This window comes from Rhodococcus sp. NPDC003382, from assembly GCF_053589135.1.
This window is the reverse complement of sequence record NZ_JBSFRH010000039.1, coordinates 30,802-46,910: the sequence shown is the minus strand read 5'-3', so window position 1 is coordinate 46,910 and position 16,109 is coordinate 30,802. Positions and strand designations below refer to the sequence as shown.

Here is a 16,109-nt window from a genome sequence, read left to right as displayed (position 1 = left end):
CGTGGCGCAGCGACACGAATTCGAGACCCTGTCGTCACGGCGCGTCTACACCGGCGCGATCGTGTCGCTGCGCGTGGACGAGGTGCGGATGCCGGACGGGCACGCCGTGCAGCGGGAAGTCGTCGAACACCACGGGGCCGTCGCGGTCGCCGCGGTCGACGACCGGGACCGCCTCGCGCTGGTGCACCAGTACCGGCATCCGCTCGGCCACCGGCTGTGGGAACTGCCCGCCGGTCTCCTCGACGCCCCCGGTGAATCCCCGCTCGACGCGGCCCGCCGGGAACTGGCCGAGGAGACCGGGTTCGCCGCCCACCGCTGGGACCTGCTCGTCGACATCGCCCTGTCGCCGGGATTCACCGACGAAGCGGTCCGGGTGTTCGCCGCCCGCGACCTGTATCCCGTCGACCGGCCCGATCCCGAACACGAGGAAGCGGACCTCGAACTGCATTTCGTCCCGGTCGACGAGGCCGTGGCGATGGTGCTGCGCGGGGACATCGTCAACGCCACCGCTGTGTCCGGCATCCTCGCGCTGGCCGCGACCCGCAGCGCCGGCCTGCCGCCGCGCTCCCCGGACACCGCATGGCCGGACCGGCCGCAGGCCTTCGCGCGGACCCGCGCCGAGCTCGGGAACTGACCCGGTGCTGTCCCGCCACATCGACGCGTACCTGAACCACCTCACCGTCGAACGCGGCGCCGCAGCGAACACGATCGCCTCCTACCGCCGGGACCTGGCCCGCTACCAGGAGTACCTCACCGACCGCGGCGTCGACGACCTCACCGAGGTCCGCGAGGACCACATCGGCGACTTCGTGATCGTGCTGCAGCGCGGCGACCCGGACCGCAACCGGCCCGCCCTCGCCGCCGGCTCCGCGGCCCGCGCGCTCATCGCGGTCCGCGGGCTGCACCGGTTCACGACCGCCGAGGGGCACACCCCCGTCGACGTGGCGCGGGCCGTGAAACCACCCCCGCCGGGCCGGCGGCTGCCGAAATCGCTGACCGTCGACGAGGTGCTGGCGATCCTCGACGCGACCGGCACCGAATCCGACGGGCCCCGCGGCCTGCGCGACCGGGCGCTGCTCGAACTGCTGTACTCGACCGGCGCCCGCATCTCCGAAGCCGTCGGCCTCGACGTCGACGACATCGACACCGAGGCCCGCTCGGTGCTGCTGCGCGGCAAGGGCGGCCGGCAACGCGTGGTCCCGGTCGGCCGGCCCGCCCTCGCCGCGCTCGACGCCTACCTGGTGCGCGGCCGGCCCGGCCTGTCCCAGGGGCGCACCCCGGCGCTGTTCCTCAACGCCCGCGGCGGCCGCCTGTCCCGGCAGAGCGCCTGGCAGGTCCTGCAGACCGCCGCCGAACGCGCCGGGATCACCGCCGCCGTCTCCCCGCACACCCTGCGGCACTCGTTCGCCACCCACCTGCTCGACGGCGGCGCCGACGTGCGCGTCGTGCAGGAACTGCTCGGTCACGCCTCGGTCACCACCACCCAGATCTACACGCTCGTCACCGTCGGGGCGCTGCGGGAGGTGTGGGCCGGTGCGCATCCGCGGGCCCGCTGAGCACCACGCCCGGGACGCGTGTCCGTCCACGGAACCCGGGGCCGAAGCGGTAGCGTTTGGGCAACAGATCAGTGACGCCGAACAGGGGGAGGACCGGACCGTGGGGACACCACACTCACCCGCAACGGACACGACCTACCCGGCTCCGCCCGCGTCGACCTCGCACGACGCGCGGCCGGTGGCCTCTGCAGCCGACATGGATCTCGGACCGACCGGCCGCCCGCGCCGGCACATCCCGGAACCGCCGCCGCTGGCCGTCCACGGGCCCGCCAAGATCATCGCGATGTGCAACCAGAAGGGCGGGGTCGGCAAGACCACCTCGACCATCAACCTCGGGGCGTCCCTCGCCGAATACGGGCGCCGGGTACTGCTCGTCGACCTGGACCCGCAGGGTGCGCTGTCCGCCGGACTCGGCGTCGCCCACCACGACCTGGACCTGACCGTCCACAACCTGCTCGTCGAACCGCGCGTCGGCGTCGACGAGGTGCTCATGCGCACCCGCGTCGAGGGACTGGACCTGCTGCCCAGCAACATCGACCTGTCCGCCGCCGAGATCCAGCTCGTCTCCGAGGTCGGCCGCGAACAGGCCCTCGGCCGCGCCCTCTACCCGGTGCTCGACCGCTACGACTACGTGCTCGTCGACTGCCAGCCGTCGCTCGGGCTGCTCACCGTCAACGCCCTGGCCTGCGCCGATTCGGTGATCATCCCGATGGAATGCGAGTTCTTCAGCCTGCGCGGGCTGGCCCTGCTCAACGACACCGTCGCCAAGGTCCGCGACCGGCTCAACCCGCGGCTGACCGTGGGTGGCATCGTGGTCACCATGTTCGACGCCCGCACCCTGCACGCGCGGGAGGTGATGTCCCGCGTCGTGGAGGTCTTCGGCGACCTCGTCTACGACAGCGTCGTCAACCGCACCGTCAAGTTCCCCGAGACCAGCGTCGCCGGCGAACCGATCACCACCTGGGCCCCGAAATCCGGTGGCGCCGAGTCCTACCGGGCGCTCGCCCGCGAAGTCATTCACCGCTCCGGCCGCTGATCCGTGCCCGACGACATCCTGCTGCCCGACGCCACCCCCGTCGACGAACCCGACACCGGCGGATTCCGGGTCCGGCTCCGCAACTTCGAGGGCCCCTTCGATCTGCTGCTCAACCTCATCTCGCAACGCCGCCTCGACGTCACCGAGGTCGCGTTGCACGAGGTCACCGACGAATTCATCGCCTACACCCGCACCCTCGGCCCGGAGGCGGGACTCGACCAGACCACCGAATTCCTCGTCGTCGCCGCGACCCTGCTCGACCTGAAGGCCGCGCGGCTGCTGCCGTCCGGGGAGGTCGAGGACCCCGAGGACCTGGCGCTGCTCGAGGCCCGCGACCTGCTGTTCGCGCGGCTGCTGCAATACCGCGCCTACAAGCAGGTCGCGGAACTGTTCGCCGCCCTCGAATCCGCCGCGCTGCGCCGCTACCCGCGGGCGGTGTCCCTCGAGGAACGCTACGAGGGACTGCTGCCGGAGGTCACCCTCGGCGTCGATGCCCACATGTTCGCGGAGATCGCCGCCGCCGCGTTCCGCCCCAAACCCCCACCGACGGTCGGGCTCGATCACCTGCACGTGCCGAAGGTGTCGGTGCCCGAGCAGGCCGCGCGGCTGCTCGAGCTGCTGCGCGCCCGCGGCGCCGGCACCTGGACCGGATTCGGGGAGCTGACCGCCGAATGCGAGAGCGGACTGCAGATCGTCGCCCGGTTCCTCGCGCTGCTCGAGCTGTACCGCGAACGCGCCGTCCAGTTCGACCAGCCGGAACCGCTCGGGGAGCTGCTCATCACCTGGACCGGCGAGAACGACGACGCCGCTGTGAATTTCGACGAGGATTACGGATGACCGAGAACCCCGACACGGATATCACCGCCGAACCGAATCTCGATGCGGGACCGAATCTCGACGCCGAACTGCTCGACATGTCCGACGAGGAACTCGCCGCCGCCCTCGAGGCGCTGCTGCTCGTCGTCGACACCCCCGCCTCGAACGAGCAGCTCGCCGCCGCGATCGGTGTCACCGCCACCCGCGTCGAAACCGCGCTGCTGGAGATGGCTGCGCAGCTGACCGCGCGCGGCTCCGGTATCGACCTGCGCTACGCCGGGGACGGCTGGCGGTTCTACACCCGCCGGGACTACGCGCCGTACGTGGAGAAGCTCCTGCAGGGCGGGGCCCGCACCAAACTGACCCGGGCCGCGCTGGAAACCCTCGCCGTCGTCGCCTACCGGCAGCCGGTGACCCGCAGCCGCGTCAGCGCGGTGCGCGGCGTCAACGTCGACGGGGTGATGCGCACCCTGCTCGCCCGCGACCTGATCGCCGAGGCCGGCACCGACCCGGAGACCGGCGGCACCCTCTACGTCACCACCGAGCTGTTCCTGGAGCGCCTCGGGGTGGCGTCCCTGCAGGATCTGCCGCCCGTCGCGCCGCTGCTCCCGGACGTGGATGTGATCGATGACATCTCCGAGAGCCTCGAGTCGGACCCGCGATTTGCGAGAATGGGAGGGAACTCGCGCACCGAGGACGTCTCGATCGCGGAGTTCGAGCCAGACAACTGACAGGAAAATCTTGAATACACCCGCTCGCCGTGATGGCACACCGGACCGCAAGAAGAACACCTCCCGCTCGGGCAAGACCCCGGCTTCGTCCAGGGCACAGGCCTCGGGCCGGTCGGAGGCCCCGAAGAAGGCGCACCGCAAGGGCAGCACCCCGCAGACCAAGCTGAACAAGCGAGGCCGGCCCGCCGCCCCGAAACCGACCGCCAAGCGTCCCGACCCGATCCCCACCATCAGCAACGCCAAGCCCGCCCGGCACCAGCACAGCTCCGCCGCGCCCACCCAGCTTCCCGCCGGTGAGGGCGTGCGCCTGCAGAAGGTGCTCGCCCAGGCCGGGGTCGCCTCCCGCCGCGCCGCCGAGGAACTCATCGCCGCCGGCCGCGTCGAGGTCGACGGCAACATCGTCACCTCGCAGGGGCTGCGCGTCGACCCCGAGAACACCGTCATCCGCGTCGACGGCATCCGCGTCGTCGTCAAGAAGGACCTCGTGCACCTGGTCCTGAACAAGCCCCGCGGCTGGCAGTCCACCATGTCCGACGACCTGGGCCGCCCCTGCGTCGGCGACATCGTCTCCGAACGCGTCGCCGCCGGTCAGCGCCTGTTCCACGTCGGCCGGCTCGACGCCGACACCGAGGGCCTGCTGCTGCTCACCAACGACGGCGAACTCGCCCACCGGCTGATGCACCCCTCCTTCGAGGTCACCAAGACCTACCTCGCCACCGTCAAGGGCGTGCTCGCCCGCGGCGTCGGCAAGCAGCTGCGCGCCGGTGTCGAACTCGAGGACGGTCCCGCCAAGGTCGACAGCTTCGCGCTGCTCCAGGTCAACGAGGGCCAGTCCCTGGTCCGGCTGGAGCTGCACGAGGGCCGCAAGCACATCGTGCGCCGCCTGCTCGACGCCGTCGGGCACCCGGTGGTGCGGCTCGTACGCACCGACATCGGCCCCGTCGCGCTCGGCGACCAGCGGCCCGGCACCCTCCGCGTCCTCGGCCGCAAGGAAGTCGGCGGCCTGTACCAGGCGGTGGGCCTGTGACCGCGCTGATCGTCGCGATGGACGGGCCCTCCGGCACCGGCAAGTCCACCGTCTCCAAACGGCTCGCCGAGCACTTGGGCGCCGCCTATCTCGACACCGGCGCGATGTACCGGCTCGCGACGCTGCACGCGCTGCGCCGCGGCACCGACCTGATCGACCCGGACGCCATCGCCGCCGCCACCGCCGATCTGCCCTGGTCGATCGGGACCGACCCGACGGTCGAGGACATCCGTCTCGACGGCCAGGACGTGCGCGACGAGATCCGCGGCGCCGAGGTCACCGCCGCCGTGTCCGCCGTGTCCGCGGTGCCGCAGGTGCGGGAGATGCTCGTGGCCGCGCAACGGCAGATCGGCCGCGCCGCCGAGCGCATCGTCGTCGAAGGCCGCGACATCGGCACCGTCGTGTTCCCGGAAGCGGACGTCAAGATCTATCTGACCGCCTCCGCCGAGGCACGCGCGCACCGGCGCAACGCCCAGAACATCGCGGAAGGTCGCGGCGACGACTACGACGCGGTGCTGGCCGCCGTGCAACGCCGCGACCATCTCGACTCCACCCGGGCGGTGTCCCCGCTGCGCGCGGCCGACGACGCCGTGCACGTGGACACGAGCGACATGAACATCGACGAGGTGATCGCCGCGCTGGTCGCGGTGGTCGCCGAACAGACGGGAGCGGCGCTGTGAGCGACGACACGACCATCGAATTCGCCGGCGACGGCACCTGGTCCGAGGAATCCGACTGGGACATCGAGTTCGGGGAGGGCGGCGACCTCGAGGAGTTCGTGCCGGTTCCCACCGTCGCGGTCGTCGGACGCCCCAACGTCGGCAAGTCCACCCTGGTCAACCGCATCATCGGCCGCCGCGAAGCGGTCGTCGAGGACGTGCCGGGCGTGACCCGCGACCGCGTCTCCTACGAGGCCAGCTGGAACGGCCGGCGGTTCATGGTGCAGGACACCGGCGGGTGGGAACCCGACGCCAAGGGACTGCAACAGTCCGTGGCCCGGCAGGCCGAGGTCGCGATGCGCACCGCCGACGCGATCCTCGTGGTCGTCGACGCCACCGTCGGCGCGACCTCCGTCGACGAGGCCGTCGCGAAGGTGCTGCGCCGCTCCAAGACCCCGGTCATCCTCGTCGCCAACAAGGTCGACGACGACCGCGTCGAAGCCGAGGCGGCCGCGTTGTGGTCGCTCGGCCTCGGCGAGCCGCACACCGTCTCGGCCACCCACGGCCGCGGCACCGGTGACCTGCTCGACGTGCTGCTCGAGGCGCTGCCGGAAACCCCGCGGGAAGGCACCGGCGGCGGCGGGCCGCGGCGCGTCGCGCTGGTCGGCAAGCCGAACGTCGGCAAGTCCAGCCTGATCAACAAGCTGTCCGGGGACGAACGGTCCGTCGTGCACGACGTCGCCGGCACCACCGTCGACCCGGTGGACTCGATCGTCGAACTCGGCGGCAAGCCGTGGCGGTTCGTCGACACCGCCGGCCTGCGCAAGCGCGTCAACAGCGCGTCCGGCGCCGAGTTCTACGCGTCGCTGCGCACGCGCGGCGCGATCGACGCCGCCGAAGTCGCGGTGCTGCTGATCGACGCCTCGCAGCCGATCACCGAGCAGGATCAGCGGGTCATCACGATGGTCGTCGAATCCGGTCGCGCCCTGGTGATCGCGTTCAACAAGTGGGACCTCGTCGACGAGGACCGCCGCTACGAACTGGGCCGCGAGATCGAACGGGACCTGCTGCGGGTGCCGTGGGCGGCGCGGGTGAACATCTCCGCCAAGACCGGCCGGGCCGTGCAGAAGCTGGTGCCGGCGATGGAGACGGCGCTCGAGTCGTGGGACAAGCGCATCTCCACGGGTCGGCTCAACACCTGGCTCAAGGAGGTCGTCGCCGCGACGCCGCCGCCGATGCGCGGCGGCCGGTTGCCGCGGGTGCTGTTCGCCACCCAGGCGGCCACCCGGCCCCCGACGTTCGTGCTGTTCACCACCGGGTTCCTCGAGGCCGGCTACCGCCGGTTCCTCGAGCGCCGGTTGCGGGAGGAGTTCGGCTTCGACGGCAGCCCGGTGCGGATCTCGGTGCGGGTGCGGGAAAAGCGCGTCCGCAAGTAGCTCTCCGCGGCCGAAAAGCCTTTCTGACCAGGCGATTGGTGCTTCGGTCCGTCACTGTTGTAATCTCAACGAGCGCTCGACGAGAGCGCGGACGGGCTGTGGCGCAGCTTGGTAGCGCACTTGACTGGGGGTCAAGTGGTCGCAGGTTCAAATCCTGTCAGCCCGACAGGCAGTAGGGGCAGGCCCCGGATTCTTCCGAGAATCCGGGGCCTGACTCGTTTCCGGGCCCCCGGTTTCTCCGAGCGAATGTACCGCTCGTCTCCTTGGATCGACCGAATGTACCGTTCGCTCGGAAAAAGGGGCGGGACGACCCGGAAAGGGCCGGGGGGAGAGAAGCGCGACCGCTGGACGTCGCACCCGGCCTCGTCGATCATGGGGTGATGTCGACCGTGGGCAGCGATGCCGAAGTGTTCGAGCGTTCCCGGGGACGGCTGGAGGCGATCGCCTACCGGCTGCTGGGATCGGCCGGTGACGCCGAGGACGCGGTCCAGGACACGTATCTGCGCTGGCACGCCGTCGACCACGACCACATCGAGAGCCCCGAGGCGTGGCTGACGAAGGTGCTCACCAACATCTGCCTCAACCAGCTCACCTCCGCGCGGGCCCGGCGGGAAACCTATGTCGGACAGTGGCTTCCGGAGCCGCTGCTCGCCGGCGACCGGATGCTCGGCCCCGCCGACAGTACCGAGCAGAAGGACACCGTGTCCATGGCGATGCTCACGCTGCTCGAACGGCTCTCCCCGAACGAACGCGTCGTGTACGTGCTGCGCGAGGCGTTCGGGTTCCCGCACCGCGAGATCGCCGGCATCCTCGGGCTCACCGAATCGAACTGCCAGCAGATCCATCGTCGCGCCCGGCAGCACATCGCCGCCGACCGGGTCCGCGCCGACGTGGACGCGGCCGCTGCCTCGAAGCTCACCGAACAGTTCGTCGCCGCGGCCCTGAGCGGCGACACCCAGCCGCTGGTCGCGATGCTCACCGCCGATGCCGTCAGCGTCGCCGACGGCGGCGGCCGCGTTCCGGCCCGCCGGGGCCCGGTCACCGGTGCGGTCGCGATCGCCAAGTACCTGCGCGGGCTGTTCCACCCGACCGAAGCCAAACGCGCCGTCATCGGCGGCAGCCCGGCGGTGTACGCCGCCGCCGTCAACGGCGGGCCCGCCGTGCTCGTCGAGGTGGACGGCCGCGTGGTCGGGGTCTTCTGCCTCGACGTGACCGACGGGCAGGTCGCCGGCCTGACCATCCAGGTCAATCCCGACAAGCTCGACCGGATCACCCGGAGCTGGGCGGAGACCGGCCCGCACGAGCCGCTCATCGCTCGATGGTGATGCAGATCACACTTCGATCTGTCAGGGATCGTGCCCCTATCCGGTTCAGGAGGTGAACCCCATCGGAAGGAGCACGTCATGAAGCACCGCATCGTCGTCCTCGGAGCCGGATACGCCGGAGCCAACGCCGCCGGCCGCCTCGCCCGGCGGCTCGACCACGACGACGTCGACATCACCCTGGTCAACGCCGACCCCGACTTCGTCGAACGCGTGCGCATGCACCAGCTCGCCAGCGGACAGGACCTGCCGCGGCGAGTACTCGACGACATCGTCGGGCGCCACGGCGTCCGCGTCCTGACCGCGCGCGTCACCGCCCTCGACGTGGACCGCCGCACCGTCGACCTGACCGGCCCCGACGGAGCCGCGACCCTCACCTACGACAGCCTCGTCTACGCCCTCGGCAGCGCGGTCGCCGATCACGGCGTCCCCGGCGCCGCCGAGCATTCCCACAACGTCGCGGGCAAGGGGGCGGCACTGCGCCTGCGGGCACGACTTGCCGACCTGCACCCCGGCGCGCGGGTCCTCGTCGTCGGCGGCGGCCTGACCGCCATCGAAACCGCCACCGAGATCGCCGAATCCCACCGCGACCTCGCCGTCGCACTCGTCGCCCGCGAGCGTGTCGGAGGCTGGCTGAGCGACAAGGCGCAACGCCACCTGCGCGCGGCTCTCGACCGGCTCGGCATCACCGTCCACGAGCGCACCGACGTCACCCGCGTCGACGCACACGAAATCGCCGTCCGCACAGCGGATTCCGGGGCAGAAGACACGATCCCGGCCGACGTGACGGTGTGGACGGCGGGATTCGCGGTCCACCCGATCGCCGCCGCCACCACCCTGACGGTGTCCGACACGGGCCGGATCGTGGTGGACCGCACGATGCGCTCGGTGTCGCATCCGGACGTCTGTGCCATCGGTGACGCAGCGCTCGCCGAGGGGGCCGGGGGCAAGCCCCTGCGCATGTCCTGCGCGTCGGGAATCCCGATGGCGTGGGCGGCCGCGGACGCACTGGCCGCCCGCCTGACCGGCCGCGTGGTCCCCGAAACCACCATCGGCTACACGGTGCAGTGCATCAGCCTGGGCCGGCGCGACGGAATCATCCAGCGGGTGACCCCGGACGACCGAGCGACGTCCACCGCCGTCACCGGCCGGGCCGGAGCCTGGATCAAGGAGTTCGTGTGCGCGGGCGCCGCCTGGAGCGTGGCGCACCCGCTCGTGCTGCCGCGCCACCGTCGCCTCGTTCCTGCCCGCTCGACCGCGGAGATCGCCGCCGGCTGAGGGGATTCCCGCCCGCGAGCCGGTGACGGCGAGAACAATCGGATGACGTCACGAACCGACGCACGTCGATCAGGAGGTCGTTCGATGGGTACCCAGCTCAATCCGTATCTCAGCTTCCGCGACAACGCCAGGCAGGCGATGGAGTTCTACCGAGACGTCTTCGGTGGCGAACTGACCGTGAGCACGTTCGGCGACTTCCACGCCAGTGACCTGCCGGAGGAGCAGGAGAAGGTGATGCACGCGCAGCTGGTCGCCCCCCACGGCCTGGTGCTGATGGGGGCCGACACCCCGAACGCGATGGAACTGAAGGAGGGGAGCAACTTCTCGATCTCCCTCAGCGGAGACGACGAGGGAGAACTGCGCGGCTACTGGGACAAGTTGTCCGACGGCGGCACCGTCGCGATGCCCCTGGCCAAGGCGCCGTGGGGGGACACCTTCGGCATGTGCACGGACCGGTTCGGTATTCCGTGGATGGTGAACATCGCCGGGAACCCCCAGTAGCGCACGCTACTTCACGGGCACCGCGCGAGCGTTATTTCTCGAGTTCCGCGAGCGCGGCGATCACGTACGACTCGATGGCCTCGGTGGTGATCCCGAGGCCACCGAGCAGTTCGGAGGTCGGGCTCTCGGGAGCGAGCAGGGCGAGCAGCAGATGCTCGGTGCCGACGTAGTTGTGACCCAGGCGCAGCGCCTCCCGCACGGTGAGCTCGAGAATCTTCTTCGATGCCCCGTCGTAGGGGATCAGGGTGGGGGGCTCGGTGTCGGGATCGCCGGCGGGCACCGTCGCCTCGGCAGCGGCCCTGATCGCCGCGGCGTCGGCGCCCTGCTCGGCGAGGGCGCGCATCGCGAGGCTGTCGGGGTCCGTGGTCAGACCGAGCAGCAGGTGCGCGGCCCCGATCTCCGTCAGGTGTGCGGCGCGCGCCTCCTCCTGGGACCGCACGATCGCCGTGCGGGCACGCGGGGTGAACCGGGCGAACATGTTCGCATCGGCCTTGGGGGTGAAGCGCTGCTGCGCGGCCTGCTTGGTCACGCCCATGCAACGTCCGATCTCGGTCCAGGAGGCGCCGCTGCGGCGGGCCTGGTCCACGAAGTGGCCGATCAGATGGTCGGCGATCTCGCTCATGTGTTCCGCGGCCAGCACGGCGGCGGTGAGTTGATCCAGGGGCTGATCCGGGTAGCCGGTGCGGATGCCGTCGATGAGGTCGTCCAGTCGAGGTGTCGTCATGCGTCAACGATAGGTTGACGCCACAGACTGGTCAAGGACTCGTTGACGCCAGTCGAATGCCACGACGATCGGGCCGAACCCATCGGATCCCTGCCCCGCGCGCGGCACAATCGTCCAGTGGCCCACCGAAAACCGCCCCTCGATCCCGTCGTTCGTCGCCTCCCGCCACCCCCGCCGCGCGCGGCGCAGCGCACCGGACCCGAGCCCTTCCCGCGGCACCGGCTGCTCCCGCTGAGCGGCCACGCGCCGGAGGACGTCGTCGTCGACGCGCAGGGCCGACTGCTGTGCGGCGTCGACGACGGACGCATCCTGCGCATCGACCCCGAGACCGGCGCCGTGAAGACGCTGGCGACCACCGGTGGCCGGCCGCTCGGCCTCGAGGCCTGCGCCGACGGCACCGTGCTGGTCTGCGACGCCTACCGGGGCCTGCTCCGGCTCGACCCCGAAGCCGGTGTGCTCACCACGGTCGTGGACTCCGTCGGCGGCGAGCCCCTGCGCTTCTGCTCGAACGCCACCGCCGCCCGCGACGGCACCGTCTGGTTCACGCAGTCGAGCACCCGCCACGATCTCGACCGCTACGTCGGCGCCGTGCTCGAGCACCGCGGCAGTGGCCGGGTGCTGCGCCGCGACCCCGACGGCACCCTCCACGTCGTGCTCGACGGCCTGCACTTCCCGAACGGCATCACCCTCACCGAGGACGAGACCGCGGTGCTGTTCGTCGAGACCGACGGATATCGCCTCACCCGCGTCCCGGTCGAGGACCCGCACGTGCCCGAGGTTCTGCTCGACAACCTGCCGGGCATGCCGGACAACGTCTCCCGAGCGCGCGGCGGCCGGCTGTGGATCGCGATGGTCACGCCCCGGAATCGGCTGCTGGACCGTCTCGGGGCCACCCCGCCGTGGCTGCGGAAACTGCTCTGGCGCTTGCCGACCCGGCTGCTGACCATGCCCGGCCGCACCACCTGGGTGCTGTGCGTGGGGGAGGACGGGCGCATCCTGCACGACCTGCAGGCCGACGACGTCGACTTCCACATGGTCACCGGGGTCGCCGAACACGACGGGCGGCTGTATCTGGGCAGCCTGGAGCAACCCGGGATCCTCGTCCTCGACCTGCCCTGACCGCCGCCGCGCGCGGGTCCGGGAGGGGGCCGGCCGAGGATGAATCCGGACGCTACGGAACCGAAGAATAAACCGAATCCGTGGGAGTGCCCCCGTGTTCGATGCCGACCCGTCGGGGGAGACCGACGGGTCAGCCGGTGTTCTTCGTGGCCGTCAGATAGGCCTCCGTGCTGGTCAGCTCCGACAGCTCGTCCGGGAGCGACGGCATCCGAATGCGATAGGCCGCGACGAGGTCCGCGATGCTCGACGTCCGCACGTCCCACGCGTGGGCGCCGAGCCATTGCGCCGGATCGACCCGGGCATCGTCGTAGAACAGCCGTGTCACGTCGAAGTTGCCGAAGAACGACTTGCCTCCGAAGTACTTGTCCCGCACGGCGGCGAACCGCGCGAAACCGTGGCTCGTGCCGAATCCGTCGAGAGCGAGTCGGCTACCGGCAGTGGACAACGCATCGATGCGCTCGAAGAGAGCGTCGTGCGCGGGCCCCGGCAGATACGGCAGCAACCCCTCCGCCGACCACGCGGTCGGGTGCTCCCGGACGAAGCCGGCCTCGGCGAGGGCGGCAGGCCAGTCGTCGCGGAGATCGACCGCGACCGACCGCCGATCCGAAGTCGGTTGCGCGCCCTGCGAATCGAGCACGCCGGACTTGAACTCGAGCACCGACGCCTGGTCGATCTCGAACACGACCGTCCCGGACGGCCACGCGAGGCGGTAGGCGCGGTCGTCGAGTCCGGCGGCCACGATGACCACCTGCCGCACCCCGTCCGCGGTCGCCGTCGTGAAGAAGTCGTCGAAGAACTTCGTGCGCAGACCCATGAAACGCGGGAAGAAGAACGGGAGCTTCTCCAGCGCGGAAGGGTCACTCAGCAAGGCGACGAACTGAGGATCGTTCGCAGCCTCGACGAACCAGCGGGCGAACGGATCGGAGATCAACGCGTCGGGACGTTCGGATTCGAGCGCCCGGAAGGTCGCCACCGCAAGCGCTGTGCGGCCCACGCTGCTCACGATGTCCCAGGTGTCCCTGTCTTCTCGCATCTGTATCACCCCTCGATCCGGGCAGTCCGGGTGTTGCGCGCGGCGCCGGTTCAGAAGTCGTCGAACCGCGGGACCTGCGGTGACATGTCACGGTCGCGATCCGACTGCCCCTGGTCGTGCGAGCGCTGTCGTTCCCTGTCATCGTCGCGGTCGCAGTCGCCCAAGCCCAACTGCAAATCCAACTGTCCGGGATTCTGCTCCCCCAGGCAGGGGTCGCTGGGGTCGCAGTCGCAGGCTTGCCACACGCTCTCGATCGTCCTGTCCGGGACTGCGGTGGCGACAGCGGGCGTTGCGGCGAGGCCGAGGGGAAGTGCCACCGACATCGTGGCTACGGCGGCCCAGCGAAGAATGCGACGTGAATGTGTGGGCGGTGTCGATTTCATTGGTGAAACTCCGATCTGCACTCGGCCATGGACTCGCGCGGCGAGGACCCGTGCAGGCGGCCGTGACCGATACGGTGTGCGGCTCGGGCCCGCGACTGCGGGCCGGGCCGGATCGACCATCGATCCGATTTCGAGAGTTGCAACTTGTATCCACAACAGGCCGAGAGCGATCGGCATTCCCGCTGTCGGCCTGCAAAATTCACTCGTGATGCCTCGCGCGGGTCGGTGAGATTTCGGAGCGTACGGAACACAAGAATTGACAGAATTTCCTGGCGTTACGACGGTCTACTCACCCGACATCGACACAACGACCACGCGGCGCGGTCCGATCCGGCAACCTGGACGGGACGGTCCCGGACGGGGACCGTGGAAGACATCGCACCTCGAGCGCAGGACGGTGACCGCCGTGCCGATCGACAACGACGTCTACGACCGGATCGGTGTGGGTTGGTGGGACGAATCCAACCCGCTCAATCTGCTGCAGGGCAGCCTCACCCCGGCGCGGTACGACTACTTCCGCAGCGTCCTCCGCGAACGCGGCTACGCGACCCTCGACGGGCTGCGGGCCCTCGACATCGGAAGCGGCGGAGGATTCCTCGCCGAACGCTTCGCGAAAGCCGGCTGCGCGGTCGTCGGCATCGACCCTTCCACCGTGTCGCTCGAGACCGCACAGCGGCACGCCGCGGCGAACGGCCTCACCATCGACTACCGCAGGGGAGTGGGCGAACGCCTGCCCGTACCCGACGCGTCGTTCGACCTCGCCTACTGCTGCGACGTCCTCGAACACGTCGACGACCTCGACGCCGTCCTCGCCGAAACCGCACGCGCGCTCGCGCCCGGCGGTCTGTACTTCTTCGACACCATCAACCGCACGTGGCTCGGCAAACTGGTGGTCATCAAGATCATGCAGGAATGGCGATGGACCCGGATGTTCGACACCCCCATCCACGACTGGTCCATGTTCATCACCCCCGCCGAACTGACCGCCGCGCTCGAGCGCCACGGCCTGCGCCCGGCCGAACTCACCGGCCTCGGGCTGCGCACCCTCGACCCCCGCCGCCTCGTCGACATGCACCGCGCGCGGCAGGGACGCATCACCTACGGCGAATTCAGCCGCCGTCTCAACTTCGGGCGCGTGCCCTACACCGGCGCCAACTACATGGGGTACGCCGTCAAGACCGGCGCGCGCGGCTGACCGGGGGAGGGGAGCGGGGCGGACCCCGGCCTCACTTCGAGGATGCGTCCAGTTCGCGGATCAGCGATGTCGGCGCGGTCACCCGGAACGACATGTCCAGCAGTTCGCCGATCTCGTCCCAGTCCACGTCGTCCCGGTCCAGGTCGTAGCCCACCCAGCCCGACGGCCCGAAGTAGGCGGGCAGGTAGGTGTGCGGTTCCTCGAGCAGTGCGAGGCGTTCCTCGGGTTCCGGCTTGATGATCACCGACCGGGGGAAGGGGGTGCCGCTGGGCTTGTCGGAGCCGCCGTAGACCGCGAACGCCGTCTTCGTGTGGAAGAACGGGCGTCCGTGCGAGATCCTCTCGCCGGCACCGGGAAACGCGAGGGCCAGCGACCGGATGCGCGCCAGCAGGGGATCGGCCTCGTCGAACATGATCGGATGCGGCATGCGGGCAGCGTACCCGCGTGCCGGCATGTCCTTCTGTCTCCCAGAGAAAAATTTCGGACCATACGGAACATATAAATATTCCGAACTACACAGTCGATCGGTCCACCGCGATCCCACCTCCACCACGACCGCGGAAACCTCCGGATCGCGTGCCGACGTCGTACTGTCGAGGGCATGCCGGTGCCCGAACCCCTCGCTCGCGATGCCCTCTCAGAGACCTTCGCCGCATTCGAATCGCGACGTCTCCCTCTCGACGGCCGACGCCACGCCGCCGTGGTCGTCGCCATCCTCGACGACGGAGCAGGCAACGGCGTCATGCCCCTCACCCGCCGGCCGACGCGACTGCGCGCCCACCCCGGACAGTTCGCGCTCCCGGGGGGACGCCTCGACCCCGGCGAAACACCGGAAGAAGCGGCCCTGCGCGAACTGCACGAAGAACTCGGACTGCGGGCCGACCACACCCAGATCGTCGGCCGCCTCGACGACTACATCACCCGATCCGGCTACGTCATGTCCCCGTTCGTCGTGTGGTCGGACGTCCCCGTCGCCGACCTGCAGCCCAGCCCCGACGAGGTCGCCGAACTCTTCGCCGTTACCGCCACCGAGATCGACAGCGAACCCCGGTTCGTCCCCATCCCCGAATCCGACAAGCCCGTCATCCAGTGGCCGTTCCGTGGTCACCTGGTCCACGCACCCACCGCCGCCGTCGTGTACCAGTTCCGGGAGGTCGCGCTGCACGGCCGGCACACCCGCATCGACGATCTGGAACAACCGGTCTTCGCCTGGCGCTGACCCGCCGGACCGGACCCGGAACGTGACTATGGGAGGCTGTCGGAACCCGACCGTCACCACGAACACGAGGCAGG

Annotated in this window: 17 protein-coding genes and 1 tRNA gene; 15 read left to right on the top strand and 3 right to left on the bottom strand. The window is 70.3% G+C overall.

The genetic code is table 11. The features are described from left to right. Window position 1 precedes the first annotated feature (1 nt). The 12 genes from ACWDUD_RS22930 to ACWDUD_RS22875 all read left to right on the top strand — a co-directional run bounded on the left by ACWDUD_RS22930 (window position 2) and on the right by ACWDUD_RS22875 (window position 10,362). Window positions 2–634 (top strand): NUDIX domain-containing protein, encoded by a 633-nt coding sequence (locus tag ACWDUD_RS22930; RefSeq protein WP_248676330.1) that lies wholly within the window; start codon window positions 2–4, stop codon window positions 632–634. Between the two features lie 4 nt (window positions 635–638). Further along, window positions 639–1,556 (top strand): site-specific tyrosine recombinase XerD, encoded by a 918-nt coding sequence (gene xerD, locus ACWDUD_RS22925; protein WP_197250246.1) that lies wholly within the window; start codon window positions 639–641, stop codon window positions 1,554–1,556. 100 nt (window positions 1,557–1,656) lie between these two features. Then, the gene (locus tag ACWDUD_RS22920; RefSeq protein WP_420753761.1) at window positions 1,657–2,592 is read left to right on the top strand and encodes a ParA family protein; all 936 of its coding nucleotides are present in this window, start codon (window positions 1,657–1,659) and stop codon (window positions 2,590–2,592) included. 3 nt (window positions 2,593–2,595) lie between these two features. After that, window positions 2,596–3,429 (top strand): segregation and condensation protein A, encoded by an 834-nt coding sequence (locus ACWDUD_RS22915; RefSeq protein WP_450110780.1) that lies wholly within the window; start codon window positions 2,596–2,598, stop codon window positions 3,427–3,429. After that, complete coding sequence (gene scpB, locus ACWDUD_RS22910; RefSeq protein ID WP_450110779.1) at window positions 3,426–4,139, top strand: SMC-Scp complex subunit ScpB; 714 nt, start codon at window positions 3,426–3,428, stop codon at window positions 4,137–4,139. The genes ACWDUD_RS22915 and scpB overlap by 4 nt, the downstream gene beginning before the upstream one ends. Before the next feature lie 10 nt (window positions 4,140–4,149). Then, a complete protein-coding gene (locus tag ACWDUD_RS22905) occupies window positions 4,150–5,166 on the top strand; it encodes a pseudouridine synthase (RefSeq protein ID WP_450110778.1) in 1,017 nt (338 codons plus the stop codon). 17 nt (window positions 5,167–5,183) lie between these two features. After that, window positions 5,184–5,846, top strand: a complete 663-nt coding sequence (cmk, locus tag ACWDUD_RS22900; RefSeq protein WP_450110788.1) for a (d)CMP kinase — start codon at window positions 5,184–5,186, stop codon at window positions 5,844–5,846. Continuing rightward, a complete protein-coding gene (der, locus tag ACWDUD_RS22895; protein ID WP_450110777.1) occupies window positions 5,843–7,261 on the top strand; it encodes a ribosome biogenesis GTPase Der in 1,419 nt (472 codons plus the stop codon). Before cmk ends, der begins: the two co-directional genes overlap by 4 nt. Window positions 7,262–7,353: 92 nt before the next feature. Continuing rightward, a tRNA-Pro gene (locus ACWDUD_RS22890) sits at window positions 7,354–7,427 on the top strand. A gap of 214 nt (window positions 7,428–7,641) precedes the next feature. Continuing rightward, window positions 7,642–8,586: an RNA polymerase sigma-70 factor gene (locus ACWDUD_RS22885; protein ID WP_450110776.1), complete on the top strand. Its 945-nt coding sequence runs from the start codon at window positions 7,642–7,644 to the stop codon at window positions 8,584–8,586. A 78-nt stretch (window positions 8,587–8,664) separates the two neighbouring features. Beyond that, complete coding sequence (locus tag ACWDUD_RS22880) at window positions 8,665–9,861, top strand: NAD(P)/FAD-dependent oxidoreductase (RefSeq protein ID WP_450110775.1); 1,197 nt, start codon at window positions 8,665–8,667, stop codon at window positions 9,859–9,861. An 84-nt stretch (window positions 9,862–9,945) separates the two neighbouring features. Further along, window positions 9,946–10,362 carry a VOC family protein gene (locus tag ACWDUD_RS22875; protein WP_450110774.1) on the top strand — a complete coding sequence of 139 codons (417 nt, stop codon included), beginning with the start codon at window positions 9,946–9,948 and terminating at the stop codon, window positions 10,360–10,362. Between the two features lie 31 nt (window positions 10,363–10,393). Here the strand turns inward: ACWDUD_RS22875 and ACWDUD_RS22870 are convergent, their stop codons facing one another. Beyond that, window positions 10,394–11,086, bottom strand: a complete 693-nt coding sequence (locus tag ACWDUD_RS22870; protein ID WP_450110773.1) for a Clp protease N-terminal domain-containing protein — start codon at window positions 11,084–11,086, stop codon at window positions 10,394–10,396. A gap of 117 nt (window positions 11,087–11,203) precedes the next feature. Between ACWDUD_RS22870 and ACWDUD_RS22865 the strand changes: the two genes are divergently transcribed. Continuing rightward, window positions 11,204–12,205: an SMP-30/gluconolactonase/LRE family protein gene (locus ACWDUD_RS22865; RefSeq protein ID WP_450110772.1), complete on the top strand. Its 1,002-nt coding sequence runs from the start codon at window positions 11,204–11,206 to the stop codon at window positions 12,203–12,205. A gap of 130 nt (window positions 12,206–12,335) precedes the next feature. On the opposite strand, the gene ACWDUD_RS22860 is transcribed toward ACWDUD_RS22865, so the two are convergent. Further along, the gene (locus ACWDUD_RS22860; protein WP_450110771.1) at window positions 12,336–13,238 is read right to left on the bottom strand and encodes a class I SAM-dependent methyltransferase; all 903 of its coding nucleotides are present in this window, start codon (window positions 13,236–13,238) and stop codon (window positions 12,336–12,338) included. 789 nt (window positions 13,239–14,027) lie between these two features. Here ACWDUD_RS22860 and ubiG point away from each other — a divergent pair. Beyond that, window positions 14,028–14,816, top strand: a complete 789-nt coding sequence (ubiG, locus tag ACWDUD_RS22855) for a bifunctional 2-polyprenyl-6-hydroxyphenol methylase/3-demethylubiquinol 3-O-methyltransferase UbiG (RefSeq protein WP_450110770.1) — start codon at window positions 14,028–14,030, stop codon at window positions 14,814–14,816. 31 nt (window positions 14,817–14,847) lie between these two features. On the opposite strand, the gene ACWDUD_RS22850 is transcribed toward ubiG, so the two are convergent. Beyond that, window positions 14,848–15,243 carry an MmcQ/YjbR family DNA-binding protein gene (locus ACWDUD_RS22850; protein ID WP_450110769.1) on the bottom strand — a complete coding sequence of 132 codons (396 nt, stop codon included), beginning with the start codon at window positions 15,241–15,243 and terminating at the stop codon, window positions 14,848–14,850. 174 nt (window positions 15,244–15,417) lie between these two features. Between ACWDUD_RS22850 and ACWDUD_RS22845 the strand changes: the two genes are divergently transcribed. Then, window positions 15,418–16,035, top strand: a complete 618-nt coding sequence (locus ACWDUD_RS22845) for an NUDIX hydrolase (protein WP_450110768.1) — start codon at window positions 15,418–15,420, stop codon at window positions 16,033–16,035. The last annotated feature ends 74 nt before the right edge of the window (window positions 16,036–16,109 follow it).

Bases quoted from the DNA above. Each gene is read 5' to 3' on its own strand.
- ACWDUD_RS22845 (WP_450110768.1), top strand. From the start codon at position 15,418: ATGCCGGTGCCCGAACCCCTCGCTCGCGATGCCCTCTCAGAGACCTTC.
- scpB (WP_450110779.1), top strand. From the start codon at position 3,426: ATGACCGAGAACCCCGACACGGATATCACCGCCGAACCGAATCTCGAT.
- ACWDUD_RS22870 (WP_450110773.1), bottom strand. From the start codon at position 11,086: ATGACGACACCTCGACTGGACGACCTCATCGACGGCATCCGCACCGGC.
- ACWDUD_RS22875 (WP_450110774.1), top strand. From the start codon at position 9,946: ATGGGTACCCAGCTCAATCCGTATCTCAGCTTCCGCGACAACGCCAGG.
- cmk (WP_450110788.1), top strand. From the start codon at position 5,184: ATGGACGGGCCCTCCGGCACCGGCAAGTCCACCGTCTCCAAACGGCTC.
- ACWDUD_RS22860 (WP_450110771.1), bottom strand. From the start codon at position 13,238: ATGCGAGAAGACAGGGACACCTGGGACATCGTGAGCAGCGTGGGCCGC.
- ACWDUD_RS22850 (WP_450110769.1), bottom strand. From the start codon at position 15,243: ATGCCGCATCCGATCATGTTCGACGAGGCCGATCCCCTGCTGGCGCGC.
- ACWDUD_RS22880 (WP_450110775.1), top strand. From the start codon at position 8,665: ATGAAGCACCGCATCGTCGTCCTCGGAGCCGGATACGCCGGAGCCAAC.
- ACWDUD_RS22885 (WP_450110776.1), top strand. From the start codon at position 7,642: ATGTCGACCGTGGGCAGCGATGCCGAAGTGTTCGAGCGTTCCCGGGGA.